The 26,809-nt window shown below is 36.7% G+C and carries 30 protein-coding genes; 15 read left to right on the forward strand and 15 right to left on the reverse strand.

The window, feature by feature from the left end; translation table 11 throughout:
* The first annotated feature begins 32 nt into the window (after positions 1-32).
* Positions 33-851: a glycosyltransferase family 2 protein gene (locus tag ABVM52_RS13395; RefSeq protein ID WP_405381315.1), complete on the forward strand. Its 819-nt coding sequence runs from the start codon at positions 33-35 to the stop codon at positions 849-851.
* Here ABVM52_RS13395 and ABVM52_RS13400 read toward each other — a convergent pair.
* Both ABVM52_RS13400 and ABVM52_RS13405 read right to left on the reverse strand, forming a co-directional pair.
* Complete coding sequence (locus tag ABVM52_RS13400; protein WP_405381317.1) at positions 833-1,627, reverse strand: glycosyltransferase family 2 protein; 795 nt, start codon at positions 1,625-1,627, stop codon at positions 833-835. The genes ABVM52_RS13395 and ABVM52_RS13400 overlap by 19 nt on opposite strands.
* A 259-nt stretch (positions 1,628-1,886) precedes the next feature.
* Positions 1,887-2,702 (reverse strand): 2,3,4,5-tetrahydropyridine-2,6-dicarboxylate N-succinyltransferase, encoded by an 816-nt coding sequence (locus ABVM52_RS13405; RefSeq protein WP_405381319.1) that lies wholly within the window; start codon positions 2,700-2,702, stop codon positions 1,887-1,889.
* A 101-nt stretch (positions 2,703-2,803) separates the two neighbouring features.
* Here ABVM52_RS13405 and ruvX point away from each other — a divergent pair, with 101 nt between their 5' ends.
* From ruvX to ABVM52_RS13435, 6 genes are all read left to right on the forward strand, one after another.
* On the forward strand, positions 2,804-3,220 hold the full coding sequence (ruvX, locus tag ABVM52_RS13410; RefSeq protein WP_405381321.1) for a Holliday junction resolvase RuvX: 417 nt from the start codon (positions 2,804-2,806) through the stop codon (positions 3,218-3,220).
* Positions 3,217-3,900 carry a DUF1919 domain-containing protein gene (locus ABVM52_RS13415; protein ID WP_405381323.1) on the forward strand — a complete coding sequence of 228 codons (684 nt, stop codon included), beginning with the start codon at positions 3,217-3,219 and terminating at the stop codon, positions 3,898-3,900. Before ruvX ends, ABVM52_RS13415 begins: the two co-directional genes overlap by 4 nt.
* 2 nt (positions 3,901-3,902) lie before the next feature.
* The gene (def, locus tag ABVM52_RS13420) at positions 3,903-4,493 is read left to right on the forward strand and encodes a peptide deformylase (protein WP_405381325.1); all 591 of its coding nucleotides are present in this window, start codon (positions 3,903-3,905) and stop codon (positions 4,491-4,493) included.
* A 58-nt stretch (positions 4,494-4,551) separates the two neighbouring features.
* Complete coding sequence (locus ABVM52_RS13425; protein WP_405381327.1) at positions 4,552-4,980, forward strand: DUF5606 domain-containing protein; 429 nt, start codon at positions 4,552-4,554, stop codon at positions 4,978-4,980.
* 186 nt (positions 4,981-5,166) lie between these two features.
* Complete coding sequence (locus ABVM52_RS13430; RefSeq protein WP_405381329.1) at positions 5,167-6,258, forward strand: ATP-binding protein; 1,092 nt, start codon at positions 5,167-5,169, stop codon at positions 6,256-6,258.
* An 18-nt stretch (positions 6,259-6,276) separates the two neighbouring features.
* The gene (locus ABVM52_RS13435) at positions 6,277-6,681 is read left to right on the forward strand and encodes a response regulator (RefSeq protein WP_405381331.1); all 405 of its coding nucleotides are present in this window, start codon (positions 6,277-6,279) and stop codon (positions 6,679-6,681) included.
* 18 nt (positions 6,682-6,699) lie between these two features.
* Here ABVM52_RS13435 and ABVM52_RS13440 read toward each other — a convergent pair whose 3' ends face one another.
* The 6 genes from ABVM52_RS13440 to ABVM52_RS13465 form a co-directional block, all read right to left on the reverse strand.
* Positions 6,700-8,313, reverse strand: coding sequence for a family 20 glycosylhydrolase (locus ABVM52_RS13440; RefSeq protein WP_405381333.1), 1,614 nt, complete (start codon positions 8,311-8,313; stop codon positions 6,700-6,702).
* A 9-nt stretch (positions 8,314-8,322) separates the two neighbouring features.
* The gene (locus ABVM52_RS13445) at positions 8,323-8,997 is read right to left on the reverse strand and encodes an SGNH/GDSL hydrolase family protein (protein ID WP_405381335.1); all 675 of its coding nucleotides are present in this window, start codon (positions 8,995-8,997) and stop codon (positions 8,323-8,325) included.
* Positions 8,998-9,009: 12 nt separating this feature from the next.
* Positions 9,010-9,846 (reverse strand): alpha/beta hydrolase, encoded by an 837-nt coding sequence (locus tag ABVM52_RS13450; protein WP_405381336.1) that lies wholly within the window; start codon positions 9,844-9,846, stop codon positions 9,010-9,012.
* Positions 9,847-9,897: 51 nt separating this feature from the next.
* Positions 9,898-10,626, reverse strand: a complete 729-nt coding sequence (locus ABVM52_RS13455; RefSeq protein ID WP_405381338.1) for an MIP/aquaporin family protein — start codon at positions 10,624-10,626, stop codon at positions 9,898-9,900.
* Positions 10,627-10,812: 186 nt separating this feature from the next.
* A complete protein-coding gene (locus ABVM52_RS13460; protein WP_405381340.1) occupies positions 10,813-11,730 on the reverse strand; it encodes an SMP-30/gluconolactonase/LRE family protein in 918 nt (305 codons plus the stop codon).
* 1 nt (position 11,731) lies between these two features.
* The gene (locus ABVM52_RS13465; RefSeq protein WP_405381342.1) at positions 11,732-12,565 is read right to left on the reverse strand and encodes a sugar phosphate isomerase/epimerase family protein; all 834 of its coding nucleotides are present in this window, start codon (positions 12,563-12,565) and stop codon (positions 11,732-11,734) included.
* 152 nt (positions 12,566-12,717) lie between these two features.
* Between ABVM52_RS13465 and mazG the strand changes: the two genes are divergently transcribed.
* Positions 12,718-13,494 carry a nucleoside triphosphate pyrophosphohydrolase gene (gene mazG / locus ABVM52_RS13470; RefSeq protein WP_405381344.1) on the forward strand — a complete coding sequence of 259 codons (777 nt, stop codon included), beginning with the start codon at positions 12,718-12,720 and terminating at the stop codon, positions 13,492-13,494.
* On the opposite strand, the gene ABVM52_RS13475 is transcribed toward mazG, so the two are convergent.
* A complete protein-coding gene (locus ABVM52_RS13475) occupies positions 13,491-13,907 on the reverse strand; it encodes a response regulator (RefSeq protein ID WP_405381346.1) in 417 nt (138 codons plus the stop codon). The genes mazG and ABVM52_RS13475 overlap by 4 nt on opposite strands.
* 233 nt (positions 13,908-14,140) lie before the next feature.
* Here ABVM52_RS13475 and ABVM52_RS13480 point away from each other — a divergent pair, with 233 nt between their 5' ends.
* Genes ABVM52_RS13480 through ABVM52_RS13495 form a run of 4 tightly spaced genes read left to right on the forward strand, consistent with a single transcriptional unit; the run spans position 14,141 to position 18,015 of the window.
* Positions 14,141-15,508 carry an MATE family efflux transporter gene (locus tag ABVM52_RS13480; RefSeq protein ID WP_405385133.1) on the forward strand — a complete coding sequence of 456 codons (1,368 nt, stop codon included), beginning with the start codon at positions 14,141-14,143 and terminating at the stop codon, positions 15,506-15,508.
* A gap of 49 nt (positions 15,509-15,557) precedes the next feature.
* Positions 15,558-15,785 (forward strand): hypothetical protein, encoded by a 228-nt coding sequence (locus tag ABVM52_RS13485; protein WP_405381348.1) that lies wholly within the window; start codon positions 15,558-15,560, stop codon positions 15,783-15,785.
* 5 nt (positions 15,786-15,790) lie between these two features.
* Positions 15,791-16,360, forward strand: a complete 570-nt coding sequence (locus ABVM52_RS13490) for a phosphatase PAP2 family protein (protein ID WP_405381350.1) — start codon at positions 15,791-15,793, stop codon at positions 16,358-16,360.
* Positions 16,357-18,015: an ArnT family glycosyltransferase gene (locus tag ABVM52_RS13495; protein WP_405381352.1), complete on the forward strand. Its 1,659-nt coding sequence runs from the start codon at positions 16,357-16,359 to the stop codon at positions 18,013-18,015. Before ABVM52_RS13490 ends, ABVM52_RS13495 begins: the two co-directional genes overlap by 4 nt.
* Here the strand turns inward: ABVM52_RS13495 and ABVM52_RS13500 are convergent.
* The 4 genes from ABVM52_RS13500 to ABVM52_RS13515 all read right to left on the reverse strand — a co-directional run bounded on the left by ABVM52_RS13500 (position 18,009) and on the right by ABVM52_RS13515 (position 21,946).
* Positions 18,009-18,896, reverse strand: a complete 888-nt coding sequence (locus ABVM52_RS13500) for a lysylphosphatidylglycerol synthase transmembrane domain-containing protein (protein ID WP_405381354.1) — start codon at positions 18,894-18,896, stop codon at positions 18,009-18,011. The genes ABVM52_RS13495 and ABVM52_RS13500 overlap by 7 nt on opposite strands.
* The gene (locus tag ABVM52_RS13505; RefSeq protein WP_405381356.1) at positions 18,880-19,839 is read right to left on the reverse strand and encodes a glycosyltransferase family 2 protein; all 960 of its coding nucleotides are present in this window, start codon (positions 19,837-19,839) and stop codon (positions 18,880-18,882) included. Before ABVM52_RS13505 ends, ABVM52_RS13500 begins: the two co-directional genes overlap by 17 nt.
* Before the next feature lie 78 nt (positions 19,840-19,917).
* The gene (gene meaB, locus ABVM52_RS13510) at positions 19,918-20,907 is read right to left on the reverse strand and encodes a methylmalonyl Co-A mutase-associated GTPase MeaB (protein WP_405381358.1); all 990 of its coding nucleotides are present in this window, start codon (positions 20,905-20,907) and stop codon (positions 19,918-19,920) included.
* A gap of 130 nt (positions 20,908-21,037) precedes the next feature.
* Complete coding sequence (locus ABVM52_RS13515; RefSeq protein WP_405381360.1) at positions 21,038-21,946, reverse strand: aldose epimerase family protein; 909 nt, start codon at positions 21,944-21,946, stop codon at positions 21,038-21,040.
* Between the two features lie 104 nt (positions 21,947-22,050).
* Between ABVM52_RS13515 and ABVM52_RS13520 the strand changes: the two genes are divergently transcribed.
* The 3 genes from ABVM52_RS13520 to ABVM52_RS13530 are packed head-to-tail and all read left to right on the forward strand — an operon-like array spanning position 22,051 to position 24,569.
* On the forward strand, positions 22,051-22,593 hold the full coding sequence (locus ABVM52_RS13520) for an RNA polymerase sigma factor (protein WP_405381362.1): 543 nt from the start codon (positions 22,051-22,053) through the stop codon (positions 22,591-22,593).
* Positions 22,577-23,155: a hypothetical protein gene (locus ABVM52_RS13525; protein WP_405381364.1), complete on the forward strand. Its 579-nt coding sequence runs from the start codon at positions 22,577-22,579 to the stop codon at positions 23,153-23,155. Before ABVM52_RS13520 ends, ABVM52_RS13525 begins: the two co-directional genes overlap by 17 nt.
* Positions 23,139-24,569: a hypothetical protein gene (locus tag ABVM52_RS13530; RefSeq protein WP_405381366.1), complete on the forward strand. Its 1,431-nt coding sequence runs from the start codon at positions 23,139-23,141 to the stop codon at positions 24,567-24,569. The genes ABVM52_RS13525 and ABVM52_RS13530 overlap by 17 nt, the downstream gene beginning before the upstream one ends.
* Here the strand turns inward: ABVM52_RS13530 and ABVM52_RS13535 are convergent, their stop codons facing one another.
* A complete protein-coding gene (locus ABVM52_RS13535) occupies positions 24,570-25,304 on the reverse strand; it encodes a sugar-binding protein (protein ID WP_405381368.1) in 735 nt (244 codons plus the stop codon).
* 173 nt (positions 25,305-25,477) lie between these two features.
* On the reverse strand, positions 25,478-26,806 hold the full coding sequence (locus ABVM52_RS13540) for a Gfo/Idh/MocA family oxidoreductase (RefSeq protein ID WP_405381370.1): 1,329 nt from the start codon (positions 26,804-26,806) through the stop codon (positions 25,478-25,480).
* Positions 26,807-26,809: the final 3 nt, after the last annotated feature.

Below are 26,809 nucleotides of genomic sequence, written 5' to 3' on the forward strand. Positions count from 1 at the left end.
GTTTTATATTTTTGCCGTAATTTATAAGTAGCATGGAGATTCCTAAAATTAGTATCATTGTTAGTACCTATAATGCCGAGGAGTGGTTGAAAAAGGTGTTATGGGGCTTTGAACAACAGATATTTAAAAATTTTGAGGTCGTTATAGCCGATGATGGTTCTGGACCGGCTACCAAGAATCTCATAGCGGAGATGTCCAAACAGGTACATTACCCTATTGTACACGTTTGGCAAGAAGATGATGGTTTCCAAAAATCAAGAATTCTGAACAAAGCGGTTACTGCGTGTTCTGCTGATTATATTATCATGACCGATGGGGATTGTATTCCTAGGGAAGATTTTGTGCAGGTGCATTATATTAACAAGGAACCGGGATATTTTATTTCTGGGGGATATTACATGCTTCCCATGAATATTTCCAAACTTATCACTCTAGAGGATATTGAAAAGCAACGTTGTTTCAATATACATTGGCTCAAGGAAAAAGGTATACCACAGACCTTTAAAAACAATAAACTTACAGCTCAAGGTTTTATTTCTAAAATACTAAACTGGATTACACCTACCAACGCAAGCTGGAACGGACATAATTCATCTGGATGGAAAAAGGATATTGTAAATGTTAATGGCTTTGATGAACGTATGCAGTACGGGGGGCAGGATAGGGAGCTGGGCGAACGCCTGTTTAATTTTGGTATTAAGTCCAAACAACTGCGCTATAGTGCGGTCTGTGTACATTTAGACCATAAAAGAGGATATAAGACACCAGAGTCCATCGCAAAAAATGTTGGAATACGGAATACCACCAAAAAAGAAAAGCGGGTGTGGACGTTCTACGGCATTACCAAGTAATAGGCCAATTCATTTTTTTGTTCCAATCGCTTTAGTTCCTTATAACGTTCAAGTACGCCCAAAGCATTAAGATAACAAATGATAAAGCCTTTTTTGCCATCTAATATTCCTAGACGCAAAATATAATGGTTAAAGAATTTCCAACTGGTCTTCAATACCATTTTTACATAGTTATATTGCTTTTCCTTGTAGAAAGATTCTATGGCTTTCAAACGGCCATATTTTAGCATTTTACCTTTGTAATCCTCGTAATTTTTATAGCAATAGTGCACCAGTTTTTCCTTAAGAATACCAGATGTTCCATTTACATCCAATGTCTCATGTACTATTTTACAATCGGAAAACTTTACCTTGCTTTTTCTGAAAAGACGATAATTTTTATCGGTCTGCCAACCGCTATAGTTCAATTTTTCATCTTTGAACATGAACTGTCTGTAGAACCAAAAAGCGGCAATTTCTGTGTTGCTGGAGATTGTGTTCAGAACTTCTTCCTGTAAAGCACCTGTAACAATTTCATCTGCATCTAAAAACAACACCCAATCATTGCTAGCTTGTTTTAGCGTGAAGGATTTTTGCGCCGTGAAATTTTCAAACGGGTTTTGTATCACCTTTACTTTTGGATGGTTTTTTAAATACTCAAAGGTACCATCTGTACTAAAAGAATCTACAACTATGATTTCATCTGCAAATGAAACGGATTCAATACATTTTTCAATGTATCCCATTTCATTGTAGGTGATGATCAATGCTGATAGTTTTTCTTTTGCGGTAACCATAATATTCCAAATTGGTAGGTTTACTCAAACCGGAGTGAACAAAGTTATAACAAAAAAGGAATTAAAAAATTGTGTAAACGGCTAAAATTCTTACAAATTCCTTAGATAATGTTGGCTTGTACCTACTATAACTAAAGAGGTGAATATTAAAAAAGGGTTGCGTATAAATTTGCTTAAAATTGTTAAAAAAAGAAACCTCTCCAATTACCTGTTGGTAATCAGGTAATTGGAGAGGTGGTTGTCATGAGCGTTTTAAATTCTAAACCGCAACATCATATTCTCTCAACGCATCGTTAAGCGAGGTTTTTTTATTGGTACTCTCTTTTCTTTTTCCAATAATCAAAGCGCAAGGTACATTGTATTCCCCTGCGGCAAATTTTTTGGTGTAACTACCAGGAATGACCACGGAGCGCGCCGGTACCAATCCTTTTCTTTCTACGGGTGTTTCACCGGTTACATCAATAATTTTTGTAGATGCGGTCAAAACAACATTGGCGCCCAGAACGGCCTCTTTTTCTACGCGTACACCTTCTACTACAATACATCTAGAGCCAATAAAGGCATTGTCCTCAATAATTACAGGAGCGGCTTGTAAGGGTTCCAAAACACCACCAATACCTACACCTCCACTTAAATGTACGTTTTTGCCAATTTGGGCACAACTACCCACAGTGGCCCAGGTATCTACCATGGTACCTTCGTCAACGTATGCACCAATATTTACATAGCTGGGCATTAATATAGTTCCTGCAGATATATAGGAACCATGTCTGGCAACTGCATTTGGTACTACACGAATCCCTTTTTCGGCATAGCCTCTTTTCAATGGCATTTTATCATGGTACTCAAAAATGCCGGCTTCCAAGGTTTCCATTTTTTGTATCGGAAAATACATTACTACCGCTTTCTTGACCCATTCGTTAATTTGCCATCCATCGGTTGTTGGCTCGGCACATCTCAATTTGCCGGCATCCAATAAGTTAATTACTTCCCTAATTTGGTCTTGGGTAGTTTTCTCTTTTAATAAGTCCCTGTTTTCCCAAGCTTTTTCAATATTTGCTCTCAGTTCTGTCATTTTCTTCAAAAATTTTATCAAATATAAGTTGAAGTAGATGAATTCCCCATTCCCAAAAGCACATATAACAAATTATCCTTTATTTTTGCCAAAAATTAAGTTTGGGAAGAATTCTTGCAATTGATTACGGAACTAAAAGAATTGGCCTAGCGGTTACGGATGAAATGCAGATGATCGCATTTGGTTTGACTACGGTAGATACCTCTGCCATATTTACTTATTTGACCAATTATTTTAAAAAGGAAAAGGTATCCGTAATTGTAGTAGGAGAGCCTAAGCAAATGGATAATTCTGCCTCTGAATCTGAAAAATTTATTCAACCTTTTGTAGAGAAGTTGAAGGTAACCTATCCTAATATGGATGTTGTACGTCATGATGAAAGATTTACCTCTAAGATGGCTTTTCAAACTATGATTGATGGTGGGTTGAAGAAAAAACAACGGAAAAATAAGGCATTGATCGATGAAATCAGTGCAACCATCATTTTACAATCGTATCTAGAGAGAACCGGTATATGATGCTGCAACGGTTAGAAATATTCACAAAGCGAAAATTACGCAATTTGTTCTCTTCCATCTATCAAAAAAATGATCGGGACAGATTACAAAATTCAGATTTTGTGCTAATTTCAAGAAATTGCTGGGGCGGACAAGCATATCAATGGTTGGGTAAACCTTATAACTCGCCTTTTGTTGGTCTGTTTTTATATGGCCCTTGTTATATGAAATTGCTGCGTAATTTTGATGAATATTTGTCCAAACCGTTAAAGTTCATAAAAGTTTCAAAATACCCAGATGCCTATAACAACCATCCTATTGGTCTTCTAGATGATATTGAAATTCATTTTCAACATTATGAGGATGAAAATGAGGCACGTACAAAATGGGAAAGAAGAAAACAAAGAATGCTAAAAGTGCCCAAGGATAATTATTTTTACACCATATGTGATCGGCGAATGATTACTCCTAAGGATATTGCGGAGTTTCACGAAATGGATTTTAAGAATAAATTGTCGTTCTCCTATGAAAAAATTGAAGGTCTGGACAGCGATCAACATATAAAATTCATACAAGATCGTTTAAAAAAAGGAGGTAGTGCACCCAACGGCAAAAAAAGATTTAAGCTTAGTTTCTTATATTTTGATTTGGTACGTTGGTTAAATGATAAAACTGTAATTAGAACTAGATTTAAAGCGTAAATATGATTTTACCTATTATTGCATACGGCGATCCCGTATTAAGAAAAGTTGCCAAGGATATAGATAAGGATTATCCAAAATTGAACGAATTAATTTCCAATATGTGGGATACCATGTATAATGCCAGCGGAGTAGGGCTTGCAGCGCCCCAAATTGGGCTTCCCATACGCATATTTTTAGTAGATACCACGCCTTTTTCAGATGATGAGGATTTAACCAGGGAAGAACAACTACAGTTAAAGGACTTTAAACAGGTTTTTATCAATGCCAAAATAACCGAAGAAACCGGTGATGAATGGGCGTTTAACGAAGGCTGTCTTAGTATACCGGACGTTAGGGAGGACGTAAGTAGAAAAGGAACCATTCACGTGACCTATTTGGATGAAAATTTTAAGGAACATTCCAAAACCTTTGACGGACTTTTGGCCAGGGTAATCCAACATGAGTACGATCATATAGAAGGTGTTCTTTTTACGGATAAATTATCCGCGCTAAAGAAGAGAATGCTAAAAGGCAGGTTAACAAATATATCTAAGGGAAAGATTGTAGTGGACTATAGAATGAAATTTCCGGCTTTAAAAAAAGGACGTTAATTCTCTTTGTAATTAATAGAAAAGTATAATCTTTGTCTTCTTAAATTTAAAAAATAATATGGGTTTAGAGAAAATTTTGTCAGTTGCCGGAAAACCAGGTTTGTATAAATTGGTTACGCAAACAAGGACCGGATTTGTGGCGGAGTCAATGTTAGATGGTAAAAGAATCACGGTAAGTCTACGCAGTAGTGTTAGCGTACTTTCTGAAATAGCTATCTATACCCTTGAAGAGGAAGTTCCTTTAAGAGAGGTTTTCCAAAAAATACAGTCCAAGGAAAATGGTGGAAAGACTTCAGTTAGCCATAAAGATGAAAAAATAAAATTAGAAGAATACTTTTTTGAGGTGTTGCCTAATTATGATGAGGATCGTGTTTATGTAAGTGATATCAAAAAGGTGATACAATGGTATAACATTTTAGTGGATAATGAAATAACGGACTTTTCAAGTGAAGAGGAAGATGTGGAAAAAACTGCTAAAGAAGAATAAGGATACATAAAAATTTTTTAAAGCCTCGATGTAAAAATCGGGGCTTTTTTGTTTATCGATAAAACGGGTTCAACGACAGTTAACGTCATTTCCCCGATAGTTTTCTTGCAAATAACCTAAATCCAAAAATATTGAACGTAATACTCTAGATCTTAGTACTATAATTTACAATGTAGTACGTATAAAATGGTCAAGAATAGTATAGACGAGATTGATAATGATATAAAAGGCGCTTTTTTTGAAAATGCCCATTCGCCTTTCGTGATTTTAGATCGTGACATGAATTTTGTGGGCGTAAACCAAGCAGGTGTTAAAACCCTAGGGATCAATAAGGAAAATTTTATAGGGAAAAATTTGCTGGATATTTTCCCTTATTTAGAAGGTACCCAACGCTATGATGCTTATAAAAATGTTATTGAAACGGGTAACCCCATAGGGTTTGACGAGTTATTGTTCAAAGGTGCCAACGTGGAATTTAAGTTTATGGTAAGGGCCTTTAAAATAGACGAATATTTAGGGGTGTCTACCTTGGATGTCACTAGTTTGGTGAAAACCATTGCCAAATTAAAAAGCACCCAAACTTCTTTAAAAGACGTTAATCAAAATTTAAAAAGAAAAAATCAGGAATTAAAAGACTTTTCCTATGTGGCCGCTCATGATCTACGGGCACCGCTCACCAATTTAAAGAGCTTGCTTGAAATGGTGATGTCTACTGAACATGAATCACCGGAAACCGTACCATTGGTAGAAAAAATGCAGGTGGTTACTAAAGTTATGTGTGATAAAATCAGGGCGCTCAATCAGGTTTTAAGCATAAAATCAAACTTAAGTGAACAAACCGAAGAAATGATATTTGCCGATGTTATCGGAAAAATAAAATTAAGCCACTCTCAAGAAATCATAGAAAGTAGGTCAATTATAAAAGAAGATTTTTCCAGTTGCCCTAGTATAGATTATAATCCGGTACAATTAGAGAGTATACTTCAAAACCTTATGTCCAATGCGTTAAAGTACCGGCATCCCAAAAGAAAACTCAGTATCCGTATCTCCACAAAAAAAGTGAACGGAAAAACTACTTTAATCTTTAAGGACAATGGTCTTGGCTTTGACCAAAGTTTGGCAGATAAAATATTTCTGCTCTTTAAAAGAATGCATACTCATGTAGATGGGTTGGGAATTGGACTTTATATCATGAACTCTATTGTAAGTGAAAATGGAGGTAACATTGATGTGCGCAGTCAAAAAAATAAAGGAACAGAATTTAGAATACAGTTTTAATTTAGAATATATAGAAATATGATTAAGATATTAATAATTGAAGATGATGAAATAACAAATTTTATCTCTACATCTACATTGGAGAAATTTGGTTACAAGAATATTGCGGTGGCCCTTAATGGACAGGAAGGCCTGGAGTTTTTGCAAGAAAATAATTGTCCCGATATTATTTTGTTGGATGTGAATATGCCCATATTAGACGGGTGGGATTTTTTAGAGGCAAAAGAACGTGAAAATCTATGTTCCAACGTACCTATTATCGTTACAACTTCATCCGGTAGACCGGAAGATAGACTCATGGCCGCCACGTTTGATAATGTTATGGCTTATATGGAAAAACCAATAGATTTTAATTCCTTGAACTCCATTCTTTTAGATATACAGGCAAAGAAGAACAAAAGCATGAAAAAAGCCTCGATATAATATCGAGGCTATATATATTTAGTCTTTTAGTATGGTTTTGTAGGTATAATCACTCTTTTTCCAATCAATTAACGGGGAGCGGTAGTATTTAACATCCATACGGTCTAGGAACGGTGCCTGCTCCGCTAAACGAACTTTGTAATCTTCCCAACTTCTATTTTCGGGTAGGCTCCAACTCAGTTCAGTATAGCCTATGATTCTTGGAAAAGCTAAATATTCCAATTCTTCTATAGTGCTTATTGTCTCTGACCACAATGGAGCTTCTACGCCTAAAATATTTTCTTTTGGGATTCCGTATTCTTCAGGGGACCAGGTATAGGCCGTATCAACAGGAATGTATGCTGCCCAATGCAATCCAAATTTAGATAGTGTATCATACTGCATATCCAAATAAGCTTTTTTTGCAGGGGATACAATAACTTTCATCCCTTTTTCAACCGCTTTTTTTGCGTTTTCCTCACTTGCCCACCATTGAGATATGGAGGTTTCATCAACATCTGCAATAGCAACCTCGTCCCAGCCGATCATTCTCTTACCGTGTTTTTGAACAATTTTCTCGACCTTATTGATAAAATAAATATAATCGTTCTTTTTGGTTACGTGACTTTCATCCCCACCAACATGAAAGTAAGGTCCTGGGGTAATTGCTGCAATTTCCCTTACAACATCGTCTATAAAGGTATACACAGTGTCTTTTCTAGTGTTGAACGTACTAAAGCCTACGCGGGTTCCTTCATAGGGCTTAGGTGTTTTACCGTTCCCATTTAAAAAAGGGTAGGCTACAGAGGCTGCATTGGTATGACCGGGCATATCAATCTCCGGAACAATTGTCATATACCGTTCAGCGGCATACGCTACTATTTCCTTATATTCCTCTTGAGTGTAAAATCCGCCGGATTCGCCGCCAACTTCGGTTTGGCCCCCAATTTCCGTAAGCTTTGGCCAAGATTTAATTTCTATACGCCACCCTTGGTCATCACTTAAATGTAAATGCAATACATTGATCTTGTAGTATGCCAATAAATCTATGTATTTTTTTACATCCTCTACACTAAAGAAATGTCTTGCAACATCTAGCATAGAACCTCTATATTCAAATATTGGGTTATCCACTATTTTACCGGAAGGTATCGGCCATATTTGCTGTGGTGCCAAGGTGTCGTTACTTTGTAAAGGAACCAATTGGCGCAGGGTTTGTATTCCCCTAAATGCACCTTCGGAACTATTGGCATTGATAATGATGGAATCTTGATTGATATACAGCTGATACGCTTCAGGTTCGGCTAATTCCAAACTGTCAGATTCATTTATATAAATCACTCTTTCAACGGTAGCAATACCTTCCGTATTTACAGGTATGTTCAGCTTGGTTTGATCATTTAATTTTTCTGCCAAAAATTTTCCTACCTCTTCAAAACCCGTTGCATTTTTTGAGGTGTAGATTGCCGTAAACCGATCAAGTGCAAAAGCCGAATTTGTAGGTATGGTCTTTACAGGTTTGGGTATTAAGCTATTTACCGATAAATCAGTAGTAGGCATGGCAATACGTACTTTCTTTTGTTCGCTACAGGCAATACAGGCTAAGCCTATAGCTAGAAAGCATATACTTCTAATACTAAAATTCTTGATCATTATTTGTAATTATTGGTTTTCAACTAAATGCACCATGGCTTTATACCAAATAGCATAACCTTTCTGGTTCATATGTAGCCCATCTTCAATAAAAATATCTGTTCTTAATTTCTTATTTTCCAACATAGGATACCAAACATCCACAAAATACAGAAAGGGGTCTTTGACGGATAGCCTTTCCATTTTTCTGTTCAACCGTTTATATTTTCCACGTATTTTCCATCTACTTATACTGGGCTTTGCAGCGATTAATATAATCTTAGTGTTTGGGTTGTACGTTTTTATTCGACGGATGATTTCTTCGGTCGTATCAATAACTTGATTTGGTCTTTTTTTGGCCCATAAATCATTGTCTCCTTCGTAAATAAAAACCTTTTTAGGTTGGTATTTCAAAACTAGCTTATCTAAAAAGTATAGTAAGTCAGAGGATTGGGAACCACCAAAACCTGTGTTCACAATTTGATGGTTGGTAAAACTTTCTTCTAGCCCTTTCCATAAACGTACACTGGAACTACCGGTAAAAACAATGGTCTCTTTTTGGGGATCCCAAATGGTATCATATTTTAAATTGATTTGGGCAACTTCTTCCGTAAAACCGTTTTCTACTTGGGCATGCGCTTGAAACGTATGGCACATTATACAAAATACTACTAAATACAATAGGGGCAAATGCCATTTATACATATATGATTTTTATTAATTTGAACTTATTGTTGTTAAACCTTCCGTAAGTGTCCATGAATAGAACTGTGCAATCCAATCATCTGAGGCCAAACCTTGTGTCTTCATCCCAAATCCATGACCTCCTTTAGAATACATGTGCATGCCGGCATTTTTATCATTTTCTAACCATGCCATGTAAAGTGCTGCACTTGGTTTTGCCAACTGTAAGGGGTCGTCCGTAGCACATACGACCAACATTGGGGGTGCATTTTCCGGTACTTCATAATCCCCTACAACGGTCATCCAAGGATACACGGGGACTATAAAATCTGGCCTATCCGCCAATGTATAATTAAAGGTTACGCCCATAGTTACCGCACCACCGGCAGAAAACCCCATAAAACCTATTTTCTTTGGGTCTAATTGCATGTCACTGGCATTTGTCCTTACGTAAGTTATAGCCGCAAGTCCGTCTGCTATGGATAAGGGCAACACCGGTTTTACCCGTTCTCCTATCTTTGCTGGGTTGTTAACCGATTCGTCAGTGATTTCCTTAATACCGTCCACGCCTGTAGGCACCAATCTATATTTAAGTACAAACGCCGTTATTCCTCTGTCATTTAGCCATCTGGCAACTTGCCTGCCCTCGCTTTCTATGCTAAGACCATAAAGACCTCCTCCAGGCGCTATTATGACACTTGTGCCATTTGGGTTATTGGCTTTGTAAATTTCCAAACGGGGTACAGAAACGTTTGTAACCACTTGGGTCTCCCATATTTCTGAGTAAAACTCTTTTTCTTCCGTATGCCACTTAACTTCAGAGTCTGTGGAATAGGGCAGTTCAATTACTTCTTGTGCAAGTATATTCATGTATAAAAATAGACAAGTAAATAAAAATATTGATTTCATAATGGTACCTAATTAAATAGTTTCTATTAACATATAAAATGCAGCGGCCAAAACACCACCAATTACTGGTCCTACGACCGGTACCCAAGCATACCCCCAATTACTGGTTCCTTTGTTCTTAATGGGTAGAATGGCATGCATTAATCTAGGGCCAAGATCACGAGCGGGGTTAATAGCATACCCAGTTGGGCCCCCTAGTCCAAATCCTATACCCATTACCAAAAGTGCAACCGGTAAAGCGTCTAACGATCCTAACGAAACAGGATCATTACCTATAGCTCCTCCTGCAATATAAAATACGCCAAATACTAAGGCAAAAGCACCTATGATCTCTGTTACCAGGTTCCAGAAAGGACTTCTTATTGCCGGTGCCGTGGAAAAGGTTGCTAAAATTGCATTTTCATCCTCTGTTGCTTCGTATTGTTTTTTATAGGTGAGCCAAACCAAAAGATTACCTATCATGGCACCTATAATTTGGGCCACAATATAGCCTGGCACTAAATTCCAAGAAAATTTACCGGCAGTGGCAAGTCCTATTGACACAGCAGGGTTTAGGTGCGCCCCACTTACATCCGCGGAAATAAAAACACCAATAAATACGGCAATACCCCATGCAAGGGATATTCCTACCCAGCCAGAATCCGCGCCCTTGGTCCCTTTTAAAACGAGATTGGCCACAATGCCGTTTCCTATTAATATTAACATGGCCGTCCCAATAATTTCAAATATATAAATGTTCATTCTTTGGTTATTTAGCGGTTTAAGATAGAAAAAAAGAAGGAATATTTAATATTTAAAACTGATTGTTGCGTTATTGGTAATAGGTGTGAAAATATTACTATTAAAAAGCTAAATGATAAGGTCTAAATTTGATATTAAGTTGATCAATTAAATATCTTAGTACCCTTCTTAGCGTGCTGATTACAATTAGTCCTTGGGATATCTTACCCCGTGAACATTCATCTGCAAGGTGTATACCGCTCCTTTAGCCGTAATAAAAAGTATATTTTGATTTTTTCCGCCAAAAGTGACATTTGCGGTCCATTCTTCCGGTACGGGAATATGCCTTATTTTTTCCCCTTGCGAATTGAATACGGTTACGCCCTTACCGGTCATATAAACATTTCCTTTATGGTCTATGGTCATTCCATCAGAACCCATTTCGGCAAATAAAGTCTTGTTGTTAAGACTTCCGTCATCCTGAATGGTAAATGAATATGTTTTGTTTGCACCAATATCCGCAATATATAAAGTCTTACCATCTTCCGATCCAATAATACCGTTGGGTTGTACAAGGTCTTGGGCAACTATATTGATTTGTTGTCTATTAGGATTAATATAATATACGCGTTGTTCTTCTATGTCTGGCTTTGTACGTTTCCAATAGGGTCTTTGGTAATATGGATCCGTAAAATAGATGCCACCTTGTATATCTACCCAAAGATCATTGGGACCATTTAATTTTTCACCTTCAAAATGTTGCAGTAGCGTGTCTACTTTACCATCCATGTTTATTCGCCATAATTCATTCTTTTCATCCGCAGCAGCCAAAAGGTTTCCTTGATGGTCCATATATAGCCCGTTTGCCCTGCCAGATGGGGACTTAAAGACTTCAATGGTATTGTTAGATGCTGTCCATTTTAAAATTTGATCGTTTGGTTGATCCGTGAAAAATATGTCACCATCTTTATTAGCGGCGGGTCCTTCTGTAAAACTAAAGGTATTGGCAACTTGAACCAGTTCTGCGTTTTCAGCTATTATACTTTGTTTTTTAGATGAACATGAGGAAACAAGTAGGTATAAGCCTATTATAAAGATGCATGGTTTAATTCTTACGTTTAACATGTTATAGGGCGTTTAAAAAATTCATATTATGTTTCATGCTATCCATAGGGGTTTTGGCATATTCTTCCTGTTCTACATAAATATGTTTAACCCCGGAGAGTTCCTTGTTCTGTAGCATTAGTGCAATATCAAGTCCTCCTTTGCCAAATTCCGTACTTTCTTTTTTGTCCATGTCCATATCCTTTAAATGCCATAGTGGAAATCTTCCTGGATATTTATTAAAATAGGATAATGGGTCTTTACCGGCTACAACGACCCACCCAAGGTCTAGCTCCATATGAACAAGGTCGTCTTGGGTATTGTCCATCAAAACATCGTATAGAACCACATTGTTCTTTTTTTCAAACTCATATTCATGATTGTGGTAACCAAATTTTAAACCTAATTTTTTACAGGCTTCTCCTGCCTTATTGAACTGTTCTGCCACTTTTTTATAATTGTCCACGGTTTGCCCGTTAGATGGCATGGAAGAGCAAATAAGGTATTCTTGGCCGGTTGCAACGGCATCTTCCATAGTACGTTCAAAATTGTCGTCAAGTCGTACATGTCCGCTGGTAATCTTCATCCCTAAATCATTACAGGTTTGTGATATTTGGGATGGGGTTAATCCATAATAGTATCCTTTGCTAGATCCGGCACTTTCTATTTCCTTATATCCTAGTTTGGCTATGTTTTCTAATGTTCTTTCTGGATTTTTAAGCATATCATCCCTAAAAGAGTATAATTGAACACCATAAATACCTGTTATATTTGAAGCATATGATAGTTGTGATAAAAGAATGGTACCCGCCCCAAAAAGGCTAGTTTGTTTTATAAAATTTCTACGTGTGGTCATTTGTTATTTTTTATGGTGTTTAAAATTTCCCCCTAATATCTTATTGTTCGGATCTTTTACAAGAATAGTAACTTAACTTTTAAATGTACGAAATCTATAAAGGATTTTAGCAGGTAAGAACGGGGATACGTATTTTTGCAAAAATCCAAATTATGAACAGTAGAACCGATCAGTTGCAGGCTCTGGACAGATTATTGACCATTATGGACGAACTAAGGGCCGAGTGTCCTTGGGATAAAAAACAGACCATGCAATCATTACGCCATTTGACCATAGAGGAGACCTACGAACTGGGCGATGCTATTCTGGACGAAGATTTGAACGAGGTAAAGATGGAGCTTGGGGATGTATTGTTACATATCTTTTTTTATGCCAAAATTGGTTCTGAAACTGGGGATTTTGATATTGCCGATGTGGCCAATGCTATTTGTGAAAAATTAATTCATAGGCACCCACATATATATGGAGATGTTAAGGTTGCCAATGCAGAGGAAGTAAAACAAAATTGGGAACAAATTAAATTAAAAGAGGGTAAGAAAAGCGTATTGGAAGGAGTGCCAAGAAGTTTACCGGCTTTGGTAAAGGCCAATAGAATACAAGATAAAGTGGCCGGTGTAGGATTTGATTGGGAGGAACCGGAACAGGTGTTCAACAAGGTGCAGGAAGAACTAGGGGAGTTGCAAGCTGAAATCAAATCCGGTAACAATGACAAGGTTGAATCTGAGTTTGGAGATGTTCTTTTTTCAATGATCAATTATGCCAGATTTTTGGGGGTTAACCCAGAAAATGCACTGGAGCGCACCAATAAGAAATTCACAAAAAGATTTCAATATGTAGAAGCGCAAGCCGCCAAATTAGGAAAATCGTTAAAAGATATGACCCTACAGGAAATGGATGTTTTCTGGAACCAGGCAAAAAAGAATGACTAAACTTCTTTATGCTGTTCAGTAACTTTTGCCACCGCTTTTACCAAATGGTCATATTTTAAGGGTTTTACAAAGTATTCTGAAACCATGGGATAGCTTTTGGCTTTGATCATGTCCTTATCGTTCATGGAAGAGGTCAACATAAAAATATGTATGTTCTTTTTCAACTCGCTACTAAATTCATTTAACTCGTCCAAAAATTGAAATCCGTTTAAGACCGGCATATTTAAGTCCAGAAAAATAATATCCGGGAGTATTTCGCCAGTTTGTCTATTTTTTGATATTACCTCTAAGGGCTCAACGGAATCTGGAAATTCAAAAATATTGGTAATGCCTATTTCTTTTAGGTTTCGCTTTAGTACATATTTTGAAATATCATCATCATCGATAACCCAAATCAATGGTTGTAAATTCATTTCTTAGGGGGAATTAGTTAATGGTTATTGTAGTAACGTAAAGTTTTAATAAAAAAGTGTTCTTTAAAGTAAGAAATTTTTTTTAATAAATTGTATTACCATGGTTCTCAAGGCTAAGGTGTAGAAAAAAGGCCTCCAAGGTATCTAAATTATTGGTATGTATAGATTAATACATAGCGTACTACTAAATTTTGGAATTAGAAGTACCTTTGTCGCAAATTGAATTCCATATTTTGTTCAAGGCATATACAAAAGAGTTTAGATATAATGTAAAATTATCTGTTCCCGTGATACTGGGTATGCTAGGCCATACTTTTGTGCAGCTTGCTGATAATATTATGGTTGGTCAATTAGGTACTGCGGAACTTGCTGCAGTCTCTTTGGGCAATAGTTTTGTTTTTATAGCCATGTCCTTGGGTATAGGTTTTTCAACGGCAATTACTCCTTTGGTTGCAGAAGCGGACGGTGCGGAAAATAAACAAAATGCAAAAAGTGCATTAAAACATGGCTTGGTATTATGCACTATTCTTGGATTGTCATTATTTGGGCTAATACTATTGGCCAAACCGTTAATGTATGCCATGAAACAACCAGGGGAGGTGGTAGCACTTGCAATGCCTTATTTGGATTTGGTAGCTTTTTCATTAATACCTTTAATCATCTTTCAGGCTTTTAAGCAGTTCTCTGAAGGGTTGTCACAGACTAAGTACCCTATGTATGCTACTATAGTAGCCAACATCATAAATATAGTTTTAAATTATCTCCTAATTTTTGGCAATTTTGGTTTTCCGGAAATGGGTATTATTGGTGCAGCCATTGGAACCTTGGTTTCAAGAATTATAATGGTTCTTTATATCTGGTATATTTTAAAGAGTAAGGATAAATTCAATTTTTATGTTACCGGATTCAATTTTAATACCATTGAGAAAAAGGTCATTAATAAAATAATCGCCTTAGGCTTTCCTTCATCATTACAAATGTTTTTTGAAGTAGCTATTTTCACAGGTGCTATATGGTTAAGCGGAGTGTTGGGTAAAAATGCGCAGGCGGCTAACCAGATCGCGTTGAACTTAAGTAGTATGACGTTTATGTTCGGTATGGGTTTAGGTATCGCTGCAATGATACGAGTTGGTAATCAAAAAGGGTTGGGCAATTTTAAAGAATTAAGGAGAATTGCACAATCTATTTTCTTTTTAACCTTACTGCTGGAAATTATTTTTGCCGCGCTTTTTCTTCTAGGTAGGCACTGGTTTCCAGCGCTATATTTAGACGTGAACGATGTTGCGAATATGGCAGATAATTCGGAGGTGTTGGTCATGGCGGCGGAATTATTGTTGGTAGCTGCTTTTTTTCAGATTTCCGATGGTATTCAAGTCGTTGTACTAGGAGCTTTAAGGGGGTTGCAAGATGTACGTATACCTACTTTTATCACCTTTGTGGCTTATTGGTTAATAGGCTTTCCCGTTAGTTTTTACTTGGGACTATATACGCCTTTTAAAAGTACCGGTATTTGGATAGGACTACTTACAGGATTAACGGCATCTGCCATTATGTTGTATCTTCGATTCAATTATTTGACAAAAAAATTAATTGTTGGTTAGGTTTGTACCATCAATTTGAAATAGAATAGTGAATATTAGTTTTTAGATTATGGAGTTTCCAAAGTTTTTACTGGGCGATAATACAGATTTTCCTACCGCAATCTTTGTGGTACATACCGAGTTTCCAAGGTTTATAATCAATTTGGAGAATGATGAGGTAGAATGGTTAGAGGAATTTTCAAAGGAAGATGAAAAAGAATTGGAAGAAGAGGCAGAAAACCTAATCGTAGCCGCCACGGCATTCTATGATCGTGAAGTTTCCAGATATGAAGAGTAATCAATATGCTTCAAGAACTGCTAGAATTAGATAAGGACCTATTTGTTTTTTTAAACGGATTAGGGACTGATAAATGGGATTTTTTTTATCAATTTATTTCCCATAAGCTCAGCGCTTTGCCCCTTTATGTTTTTTTATTGGTCATAGCATATAGAAAACTTGGTATTAAGCAAACCTTGGCCTTATTGGTCACAGTTGCTTTGCTTATTACCGTAACCGATCAACTAAGTAATTTCTTTAAATATGGCGTGGCTAGATTACGGCCTTGTCACGATCCGGAAATTGAACCAGTAATGAGATTGGTTAAAAGTTATTGCGGTGGTCAATATGGTTACTTCTCTGCCCATGCGGCCAACGCATTTGCGGTTGCGGTATTTTTTTCCGCGTTGTTAAAATCTGAAATTAAATATATAGGTATTGGGTTACTTACTTGGGCGGCATTTGTTGCATATAGCCGGGTATACATTGGTGTTCATTTTCCTCTTGATATTTTAACGGGTGCGGTATTGGGATCATTCTTCGGTTGGTTGTTTGTAAAGTTATTTATATTTGCACTTCGCAAATTTTCCCTATGATATCCAATCTAAGGTATTGGTTTTTAATTGTTTTAATTTTCTTGGTGTACCTGGCAGGTATGTTTGCAACTTTGTTTGAAAATGATTCTGCCCAATTTTCGGTAATGGCCATGAGAATGGTACAAGAGAATGATTTTCTAAGCCTATTTAAGGGTCCCAACGAATACTTGGACAAGCCTCATATGCATTATTGGCTGGCTGCCATTTCCTATAAAATCTTTGGTATTCATGCTTGGGCCTATAGAATTCCAGGAATAATGGCGACGTTGCTTGCGGCATATAGCTGCTATGGACTTGGTGCCTTGTTGTACAACAAGCATGTAGGTAGGTTGGCCGCGTTGATTTTCATGACGGCCCAGACTATTGTCCTAGGTGCAATAGATGTGCGTACAGATGCTGTTTTGACAGGTTTTAGTATACTGGCCATTTGGCAACTTGCCAAGTATATAGAACAAGGTTCTGTACGCGGTATAGTCATTGGTGCGTTTGCAGCAGGAATGGCATTTTCTACCAAAGGCCAGATAGCCTTATTGGTCATTGGTTTGCCCTTGCTCTGCCATGTAGCGTATACAAAAAAGTGGAAGGCTTTTATAAACTGGAAAGTTCTTCTTGCATTACTGGTATTTGCACTTACCATAACACCTATGTTATATGCCTATTATATTCAGTTTGATTTGCATCCTGAAAAGGTGATAAGAGGCAAAAACAATCGTAGCGGTATTTTCTTTATTTTTTGGGAACAAAGTTTTGAACGTCTTAGCGGGGAGGGTATAGGTAAGAACAGTAGTGACTTCTTTTTCTTTTTTCATACCTTTTTATGGGTCTTTCTTCCTTGGACAATTATTGGTATAGTTGCATATTGGAACAGGCTAAGAACTTTTTTTAAGTCAAAACTGGCCTATGACCCTAAACATGAATTTTTAACCTTAGGAGGTATCACGCTTATCTTTGCCATTATTAGTTTTGCCCAATTTAAGCTACCTCATTATTTAAATATTACTATCCCTTTATTTGCCGTACTATCTGCATCCTATCTATATAATATTTATACACGTGATCAGCAGCGTACTATTAAAATTTTAAAAAACGGTCAGTTCTTTATACTTGCAATTGTATGTATTGCTACTGCCTTAATATGCTTTTACGTATTTAAGTTACAGAGTGTTTTTGTATATGTGCCACTTATCATTGCAGCATTGATCGCTATATATTACGTGATAAAAAGAGAAGGCGATTATGTAAAACTTATAACAATGTCCGTATGCGCTTCCGTACTATTAAATGCTGTTTTGAACTTACATTTTTATCCTAATTTATTAAAGTATCAAGGGGGTTCATCTATGGCAAAAATCATCAACCAAAAGAACATCCCCGTTGATCGTATTTATAAAGTTGGAGACGATTTTACATGGGCATTGGACTTTTATAATAAATTTCCCGTACAGATTGCCACAGCGGCATCATTAAAGAATAAAAAAGATATTTGGGTATATGCAACGGAAGATGAGATGAACCTGTTACAAAATAAAGGTTTTGATTGGGATGCCCAGTATAGTGTTGATCAATTTAGAATTACACGACTTCAGGGTAAATTCTTGAACCCTTCTACCCGCCATAAGGTAACCCGAAAAATGTATTTGCTACATATCTATTGATCGTTTAAAGAAGACGGGCTCAATACCAACTTTATTTTTTTGAAGTGATACCAAATACCACCTAAGGATATGAATGCGGTTATTAAAAAAAATACTACGCTAATACCCACAGAAATATTTTCATCCAAACCTAAAAACTGTGCGCCATAAAAAAATGTTACTTCCCTACTTCCTATACCACCTAAGGTTAAAGGCAGTACGGCAACAATAGAAGAAATAAGAAAAATGATGAGATAGGAAATTTGATGCATGGTAATCTCAAGCGCTAATAAAATATTCCAAAGGCAGAATAACTGTGCCAACTGTACCAATCCTGATAACAATATTGTTTTCCAAAAGATCCGAAATACATAGTCAAAGAACTTTTTGTTCATTAACCAGTATACCAAAATAGAGAGGGGTATAGCGGTGATAAATAGCCACTTTATATCTTTAAGTATTTCTAAATGTATTATTGACAATAGTCCACACGTAAATATAAAGAGGAGTAATAAGCCTCCTAGACGATCTAAAACCAGAACACTCACAATTTTTTTGGTGGGTACGTTAAAATTCTTTTTAAGGATATAGCCTTTATAGGCATCACCACCAATACCTCCGGGCAGAAAAAGATTATAGAACATTCCCAATACATATAATTTGAGATTGCTTTGTTGGGTCAACGGTATTTTAAGTTGGTGAAAATATAAGTTGAGACGTAAAGCGGCTATTACTTTTGAAGCAATAAAAAAAAGCACCGCAATAAATAGATAGAGCGGGTTACTTTTACCTAAAATGTCCTTTATCTCACCAAGGTTTATTTTAGTGTAAATAAAATAGATCAGAAGTGCACTGATCAGTACCTTAATGCCCGTGGTTACTTTTTTATTTAACTTGGCCACCTACACTTACTTTTTTAACACGGTAAGGTCTCTTTTTCTGGGATTCATAATAGGTACGTATTAAAAGCTCCATTACAATTCCAATAGTAAATAGTTGTATGCCTGCCAGAATGAACATCATCCCGAACATCAATAGGGGTCTGGTGCCTATGTCTTCTCCAAATCCAACTTTTACGATGAACAGGTATATATTGATTAAAATCCCCAATAAAATCATTAAAAAACCGAAAATACCGAACAGATGTATAGGTCGTTGAAAATATTTACGAATGAATAAAAGAAGCATCATATCGGCTACGACCTTAAACACTCTTTCCAAACCATATTTGGAAACACCGGCATGCCGCGCATGATGTTTCACGGGAATTTGTTTTATCTGTCCGCCTTCCAAATGTGCCAATAAGGTTATGAAACGGTGCATTTCTCCGTAGAGATTTAAATCTTTGGCAATATCTTTTGTAAAAACCTTAAGTGCGCAACCGTTATCCTTGATATCCAATTTGGTTATTCTCCTAACTAGGAAATTGGCTATTTTTGATGGTATTTTTTTTACAAGGGAATCTTTTCTTTTTTGACGGATACCGGTAACAACATCATATTCCTCGGTTACGGCGTAACTAAGCATTTCAGGAATATCAGAGGGGTCGTTCTGCAAATCCCCGTCCATGGTAATTATATATTCTCCCTCGGCATAATCCAAACCTGCGGCCAAGGCTAGACTTTGCCCATAATTTTTCTTTAATTCAATAAGATGTACCTTCTCATCTTTAAGTGATTTTACCACTTTTTTGGTACTGTCAGTAGAAAAGTCATCCACATAAATGATTTGGTATTCATAGCCTACCAAACTTTCGTGAATCTTTTGTGTTAATAAAGTTACATTTTCCTCTTCATTGTATAAAGGAACTACGACCGATAGTAGGGAAGTGGTAATAGGTTGCATTGGGTTTTTTTTGGAATAGCGACAAAGTTATGTTTTTTATCCTTAATAATTAGGTAAAGCTGAACAGTTACAATATGCTTATGGGATCTTTAATAACTTCAATAATTTTTCTGCAGCGGCAAAAGGGGAGATGCTACCGTTAATTACTTCTTCTTTTAGTTTGGGAAGTAGGTCCTTGGTTATTTCATGATTGTGGAATGCCGTCAATAATTCTTGCTCCAAATATTGTAGGAGCCACTGTTCATTCTGATTTTGCCTGTTTTTGACAAAGAACCCATTTTCTTTCATCAAACTACAATATGTTGAGATGACCTGCCAAATTTCTTTAAGTCCTTTGTTTTCCAATGCTGAACAGGTTAAGACTTCTGCAGACCAGCCATTTTCCTTTGGGGGGAACATATGTAAAGCTCTAGTGAATTCAATTTTTGACAATTCTGCATTCTTGATATTATTACCATCAGCCTTATTAATGACGATCAAATCTGCCATTTCCATAATGCCCCGTTTAATGCCTTGCAGTTCATCGCCGGCACCGGCAATCTTCAACAACAAAAAGAAATCTACCATACTATGAACGGCGGTTTCACTTTGTCCTACGCCAATGGTTTCAATGATAATGGTATTATAACCTGCGGCTTCCAATACCATGATACTTTCCCTAGTTTTACGTGCCACGCCTCCTAATGAGGTGCCAGAGGCAGATGGCCGTATGTAGGCGTTTGGGTTTTTTGCCAATTCCGTCATTCGCGTTTTATCACCTAAAATGCTCCCTTTTGTTCTACTGCTAGAGGGATCAACGGTCAGTACGGCTACTTTTTTGCCCTTTTCCGTAAGATGGTTGCCAAATTGTTCAATAAAAGTACTTTTACCTACTCCTGGAACTCCCGTAATACCTATTCTTAAGGTCTCATAGTTCTTTGAAATACAAGCCTGTATAATTTCGTTGGCCATTATACGGTGTGCTGTATTGGTACTTTCTATCAACGTAATTGCCTTGCTTACCAATGCTACGTCATTTTCTAAAATGCCTTTAATGATTTTGGCTGTGGTAAGATTGGCTAGATTCATGGAAATAATTTTTACCCTTTGGCTAAAGCAGACGTAGTGGATGTTGAATTATAAAATTATACATCCTAGACCAAATTTAGCACCTTCTATAATGATTACGGTTTCAAAGTACTAGTAAAATTTTACTTTTTTAGCCCTGCAAATCAAATTTAAAAATAGAAATGTTATTGTAAATATCTCCAGGTCTTAAAATACTTTTGGGGAAGTCCGGTTGATTGGGGGCATCAGGATAATTTTGTGTTTCAAAACAAATTCCCGGAAAATCTGTAGGTGTATAAACCACTACTGCTGGCTGGTTGGTATAGACCCTCATATGAATACCCGATGTTTTTGAGCGTAGTTCGGCAACCTTTTCATTACCTAAATCTTTAATGAATACCGTATCGAAACGTTGGAGCCCAATTTTTTTAGGCAGCAAGAAATCATATTCCGTTTTTCTAACGGGTATTAAATTTCCTGTTGGCAATAGGTTTTTTTTAGTTTCTAATCTGTAGGGGCAATTTAATTGTAGTTCGCATTCATCTATGAACGGGTCCTTATCTAATTTAAAATAGGAATGATTGGTAAGGTTGATAACCGTACTTCTGTCCGTAGTACCTTCATAAATAATCTGTAAGGCATTATCCATAAGCCTATAGGTTACGCTAACGGTTAAATTTCCAGGATAGCCCTCCTCTAAATGTTTGCTAAAATAGGATAGTTTAACGAACGGATTATCTGTAGTATTGACTTCATCAATGGTCCAAAATTTTTGATGAAAACCTTCTTTGCCACCATGTAGATGAACCCAATCTTCTTGATACAGAAAAAACTTTTCCCTATCCAAATCAAATCCGCCTTTGGATATTCGTCCGGCATATCTGCCCACGCTTGCTCCCAGTACATTTTCGTCCAAACGGTACCTACTGGGATGGTTAAAACCGGCAACCACATTCGTAAATTCCCCGTTCTTACCTTTTACCAGCAATTTTTGAATGGTAGCGCCATAATCTAGCACCATAAGTGTCATAAACCTATTGGAAATCGTAACTTGTTTCAAAGGGAAATTTTAAAAATAAGATGTAAAAATAAAGATTTTTGCAACATCCTTTTTTTTCTATCGTCTTTAATATAACAACAACCTAAAACCAATCTTTTTAACCAATGTTTCAAAGCAATGTTGTAGAGAAATGCAAAGCAAACGATAGGTCTGCACAGTTGCAACTGTATAGGAAATATTGTGAAGGAATGTATATCGTTGCCATGCGTTTTGTTAAGGATGCCGATGATGCAGAGGATGTTTTGCAGGAAGCCTTTATCAAAGCTTTTCAAAAAATACATCAGTTCAAGGGCGATGTAACTTTTGGAGCTTGGTTAAAACGGATCGTCATAAATAAATGTATTGATTTTCTTAAGGCAAAAAAAGAGCATTTGGTCTCTTTGGATGAGAAATATATGCACGTTAAGGAAGATGATAATTGGGACATTGCGGCTACCATTACCATGGATCAAATTAAAAAGGCTATAGATGATTTACAGGCTACTTATAGATGTGTGGTTTTAATGTATTTAATTGAAGGATATGACCATCAGGAAATCTCGCAGGTCTTGGATATTTCCGAAACCGCATGTAGAACCAGGTTGTTGAGGGGAAAAGCAATATTAAAAGAAGTATTAAAAACAAATAGATATGAAACAGGATCTTAGGAAAATGTTCAAGGATTATACGGAAGAAGAACGCTATACCATGAAAACGGGGCATGAATCGCGTTTTTTAAAAAAATTGGAAAGCAAAATGCCCACTGAGCAAAAGAGCACTAAGACTTGGTTGTTCGTAGCGGCAACTATTGTAGTGTTATTAAGTATTGGGCTAGGGTATACCTTTAAGAATTCAGGATTATCGCAACCTGCCGTAGTAACTACGGATACTAATACTAATGGAAAGCAGCCTGATCAGGACTTTACATTTGGTGATTTATCCCCAGATCTTAAAAAAGTGGAAAGCTATTATTTGGCCAATATAAATATTGAACTATCTAAACTTGAAATATCCAAGGACAACGAAGAATTGATCGATAGTTATATGGAACAATTGAACAATTTAAATAATGAATATAAAAACCTCAATACAGAATTAAAGGAATTGGGACCAAATGACCAAACCATTTCAGCTCTTATTGAGAACCTACAATTACGCTTGCAATTATTAAAGAAACTTAAAAAGAAGTTAAACCAATTAAAACAATCAAAAAATGAACAGATCATGTAAAACTGTTTCCGCACAACTCATCATTGTGTTAGGACTATTAATGCCATTGGGTCTTTTTGCCCAAAAGGAAAGTAAGACGTATGAAGAACGTTATAATGTATCTGAAGATGCGGTTTTGGAAATCAATACCAGCTATGCCGATATTGAGTTTGAAACGTGGGGAAAGGATGAAGTTTCCATCACCGCAACCATAACGCTTGAAGGTGCTACTGAGGAAGAGGCCCAAGATTATTTTAATGCAAACCCTATAGAAATATTAGGAAACAGCAAGGCCATTTCTATTACTTCCAAATCTAAAAACAATAGGTTTTTTGCTTTAGAAGGTACCGAGTTTGAGTTTGACCACAACGATATGCATATAGAAATACCGGAAGTTGCCTCTTTTGTTATGAACATGCCGCAAGTTGCCCCTTTTCCGGAGATGCCGCCATTACCCCAAACAGATGCTTTTATTTTTGACCATGAGGCTTTTGAGAAAGATGGGGAAAAATATATGAAAGAATGGCAGAAGAAATTTGAAAAAAGTTTTGATAAGGAGCACCAAAAGCAATTGGAAGAATGGGCAGAAAAAATGGAAGAACGTGCAGAAGAGATGGAACAGCGCATTGAAGAGCGAAATGAACAGCGTATTAAAAGAATGGAAGAACGTGCCGTTGAGATGGAGGAACGACTAAAGGAACGGGAAGCGGCCCGGGCCAAGCAGATGGTAAAAAGAGATTCTATAAGAAATAGGTTCTTTGTGCGTAGAGATAGTCTAAGAAGCGCACCTAGTATATTTTATTTGAACAGGAATGAAGGTCCTAAAAATTATAAAATTAAAAAGACCATAAAAATAAGTTTGCCAAAATCTACCCGGATTAAAATGGATGTACGCCATGGAGAGGTTAAATTGGCCGCAAATACCAAAAATTTGAATGCGAAACTCTCGCATTCAAGTCTTTGGGCAGAACGTATTGATGGTGAGGAGACCAATGTCCGTGCTTCCTATTCTCCTGTAACCGTAAGGCAATGGACCCATGGACAATTGAGTACATCCTATTCTGAGCAGATATTTTTGGCACAGGTGGCTCAATTACAATTAGAAACCGTTTCTTCTGATGTCACTATAGAAAAACTCTTGAAAAGTGCCCTTATAAAAAACAATTTTGGAGCCGTTCATATTTTAGAACTTGACCCTGATTTTACAGAATTGGACATCAGTCTTAAAAATGCGGAGTTAAGCTTGGCACTTCCCCAAGTGGCCAGTGATATTTATATAAAGGGGAATAGCTCTACCTTGAGTAAGCCAAAAGAGTTAAGTTTAAATAAAAGCAATAATGGGTCAACAACTATAAATAAAGGTTATCATTTAAAGAATAATAGTGGACGTTCAATAATGATAACTGCAGATTACAGTGAAATTGTGGTTGAATAGTTACTTCTCCAGAATCAATGTTCCAAATGAATTTGCATTGATCCAACCTTGATTTTTATCCTCTCCGGGAATAAAGACCGATCCAATTAAATTTTCCCGTTTTTCACTTTCGTCATTATCTCCATAGGCTAGCGCAAAACCTATTTTATCTCCTTTTTTTAAAACCACAGGTTGAACATTTGAACCGGTAACATATGTGTCTGGATATACTTTAACAAATAGTTCCCAGTACGTTTTATTACCTTCTGTCTTATGGGCAGAAATGATATGATCATTAAAAAAATGGGCCTCTTTATCTTCGGCAAGGTCAACTACATTTCCGTCTAGAGCCACATGGTAGGTAAATGCGTTACTGTTAAAGCGGTGTAGCCCTCCAGAATTATCTTGATCTACATATACTAGTACGGAGTCATCGTTCCACCAAAGTTTTAGCGGGTCTTTAGCTTGTTTGTATATGGAATCATCTACTATTTCCAATAATAGATACAAGCCTTCTTCTTTCCAGGCCATTCTGTATTTGCCATTAAAGTCATTATGCTCAAAAGGGCCGCCGATCCAATTTTGATCTATAGGATACCACTCTAGCGTATTCCAAAAATTTTCAATAGGTCTCCCATCTAAGTTAGGAGTATCTTCTATATAGGTAACTGTGGTAATGTGGGTATCTTTCTTTTTTTCGATATCACTACAAGAGAAAAGAGATACCAAGACAATCAAAATGATAGTCCATTTCATAACGTATAGGTTTGAAATCTATAGTTCAAAGATAGTATTTTATTGAGAAGTAAGACTTTAAGTGCGTATTTGTACAAGAAGTCAATTATTAATAAAACTAAAACAACCCGTAACATCAGAATAGATGTTACGGGTTGCTGTATTGTTTGTTTTATACGTGTAGCTAAAAGTTTTTACAACTTTGGCTCCCAGCCATTTTCATAGGTACGTTTCCAAGATTCCATAATTTTATCATTATTGGTCACTTTACCGGTTTTGGCATCTACCTTTATGGTTTCGCCGGCATCTTGGGCCATGTTACCTAAATGGCATAACATTGTAGAAATACTTGCATCTCTAATATCGGAATTTAGACTTTTATCCTCTCGTATACCGGCAAAGAAATTAGAGATATGGTTTACATCCAACACACCTTCTCCTCTTGTATTCGTGGTTAAACTAGTACCGCCTTCTAACTCCTCCTTAATTAAATTACCATCTAAATCAAAAAGACGGTAAAAATTACGGTCTAGCATAATGGTACCTTTAGAACCGTATATAGTACTGCCACGTCCTGGTCTTTCCGGTTTCATTATACCTCTACTATGCCCTGTCCAAGTTAGGAATTTATCATTGTCAAAGGTATAGGTAACCTGTTGGTTGTCCACAAACTCCCAATCATCTTGAAACGTGTACTTTCCTCCAAAGGAAGTAACACTGTTGGGGAGGTCAACCCCAAGTGCCCACCTACAAATATCTATCTCATGGGTTCCATTATTGTGTATTTCCCCTGTTCCATAAGTACGGAACCAATGCCAATTATAAGGGTGAACATTATTTCTATAGGCTTGTCTAGGTGCTGGGCCTTGCCATAAATCCCAATTTAATGTTGAAGGAACATCTATTTCCTTGCCAATACCTATAGAACCACGGTTGTTTGAATAGTAGGCTTCTCCTTTATAAGCATCACCTATAACACCTTCTTTAATATCCTTGATGGCGCTGATCGAGGTTTTTGCAGAACGTTGTTGATTGCCCATTTGTACTTTCTTACCATACTTTTTATGGGCGGCTACCAAAAGGTCATTTTCATGTGGGTTGTGACTACATGGTTTTTCAACATATACATGTTTGCCCGCTTGCAATGCCAAAATTGCCATGGGGGCATGCCAATGTTCCGGTGTGGCTATAAATACGGCGTCAACATCTTTATCTTCCAATACCTTTCTAAAATCTTTTTCAACTTTAGGAATGTATCCTATGGTTTCTTGGCACCATTCGTTATGCTCTTTAAGAATGACATCGTCTACATCACAAGAATATATGATTTTGGCATTCTTGTCTTTGTTTATGGCCATAATATGTGCCTTGGCCCTACTACGAACTCCTATAATAGCACAGTTAATATGGTCATTGGCCCCTAGAATATTTGCATATGAAGTTGTTGGGAATACTAAACTACCTAATGTAACGGCAGCTGAACCTGCAGTTGTCTTTTTAATAAAATTTCTTCTTGTCGTCATCTT

The sequence above is a fragment of the Maribacter sp. LLG6340-A2 genome, from assembly GCF_045057105.1.
GTDB lineage: Bacteria > Bacteroidota > Bacteroidia > Flavobacteriales > Flavobacteriaceae > Maribacter.

Coding starts and splice junctions, on each gene's coding strand:
- ABVM52_RS13435 (WP_405381331.1), top strand. CDS start 6,277: ATGATTAAGATATTAATAATTGAAGATGATGAAATAACAAATTTTATC.
- ABVM52_RS13455 (WP_405381338.1), bottom strand. CDS start 10,626: ATGAACATTTATATATTTGAAATTATTGGGACGGCCATGTTAATATTA.
- ABVM52_RS13505 (WP_405381356.1), bottom strand. CDS start 19,839: ATGCAACCTATTACCACTTCCCTACTATCGGTCGTAGTTCCTTTATAC.
- ABVM52_RS13430 (WP_405381329.1), top strand. CDS start 5,167: ATGGTCAAGAATAGTATAGACGAGATTGATAATGATATAAAAGGCGCT.
- def (WP_405381325.1), top strand. CDS start 3,903: ATGATTTTACCTATTATTGCATACGGCGATCCCGTATTAAGAAAAGTT.
- ABVM52_RS13475 (WP_405381346.1), bottom strand. CDS start 13,907: ATGAATTTACAACCATTGATTTGGGTTATCGATGATGATGATATTTCA.
- ABVM52_RS13490 (WP_405381350.1), top strand. CDS start 15,791: ATGCTTCAAGAACTGCTAGAATTAGATAAGGACCTATTTGTTTTTTTA.
- ABVM52_RS13485 (WP_405381348.1), top strand. CDS start 15,558: ATGGAGTTTCCAAAGTTTTTACTGGGCGATAATACAGATTTTCCTACC.
- ABVM52_RS13445 (WP_405381335.1), bottom strand. CDS start 8,997: ATGTATAAATGGCATTTGCCCCTATTGTATTTAGTAGTATTTTGTATA.
- mazG (WP_405381344.1), top strand. CDS start 12,718: ATGAACAGTAGAACCGATCAGTTGCAGGCTCTGGACAGATTATTGACC.
- ABVM52_RS13495 (WP_405381352.1), top strand. CDS start 16,357: ATGATATCCAATCTAAGGTATTGGTTTTTAATTGTTTTAATTTTCTTG.
- ABVM52_RS13465 (WP_405381342.1), bottom strand. CDS start 12,565: ATGACCACACGTAGAAATTTTATAAAACAAACTAGCCTTTTTGGGGCG.
- ABVM52_RS13525 (WP_405381364.1), top strand. CDS start 22,577: ATGAAACAGGATCTTAGGAAAATGTTCAAGGATTATACGGAAGAAGAA.
- ABVM52_RS13425 (WP_405381327.1), top strand. CDS start 4,552: ATGGGTTTAGAGAAAATTTTGTCAGTTGCCGGAAAACCAGGTTTGTAT.
- ABVM52_RS13400 (WP_405381317.1), bottom strand. CDS start 1,627: ATGGTTACCGCAAAAGAAAAACTATCAGCATTGATCATCACCTACAAT.
- ABVM52_RS13395 (WP_405381315.1), top strand. CDS start 33: ATGGAGATTCCTAAAATTAGTATCATTGTTAGTACCTATAATGCCGAG.
- ABVM52_RS13405 (WP_405381319.1), bottom strand. CDS start 2,702: ATGACAGAACTGAGAGCAAATATTGAAAAAGCTTGGGAAAACAGGGAC.
- ABVM52_RS13520 (WP_405381362.1), top strand. CDS start 22,051: ATGTTTCAAAGCAATGTTGTAGAGAAATGCAAAGCAAACGATAGGTCT.
- meaB (WP_405381358.1), bottom strand. CDS start 20,907: ATGAATCTAGCCAATCTTACCACAGCCAAAATCATTAAAGGCATTTTA.
- ABVM52_RS13530 (WP_405381366.1), top strand. CDS start 23,139: ATGAACAGATCATGTAAAACTGTTTCCGCACAACTCATCATTGTGTTA.
- ABVM52_RS13440 (WP_405381333.1), bottom strand. CDS start 8,313: ATGATCAAGAATTTTAGTATTAGAAGTATATGCTTTCTAGCTATAGGC.
- ABVM52_RS13450 (WP_405381336.1), bottom strand. CDS start 9,846: ATGAATATACTTGCACAAGAAGTAATTGAACTGCCCTATTCCACAGAC.
- ABVM52_RS13415 (WP_405381323.1), top strand. CDS start 3,217: ATGATGCTGCAACGGTTAGAAATATTCACAAAGCGAAAATTACGCAAT.
- ABVM52_RS13460 (WP_405381340.1), bottom strand. CDS start 11,730: ATGTTAAACGTAAGAATTAAACCATGCATCTTTATAATAGGCTTATAC.
- ABVM52_RS13535 (WP_405381368.1), bottom strand. CDS start 25,304: ATGAAATGGACTATCATTTTGATTGTCTTGGTATCTCTTTTCTCTTGT.
- ABVM52_RS13540 (WP_405381370.1), bottom strand. CDS start 26,806: ATGACGACAAGAAGAAATTTTATTAAAAAGACAACTGCAGGTTCAGCT.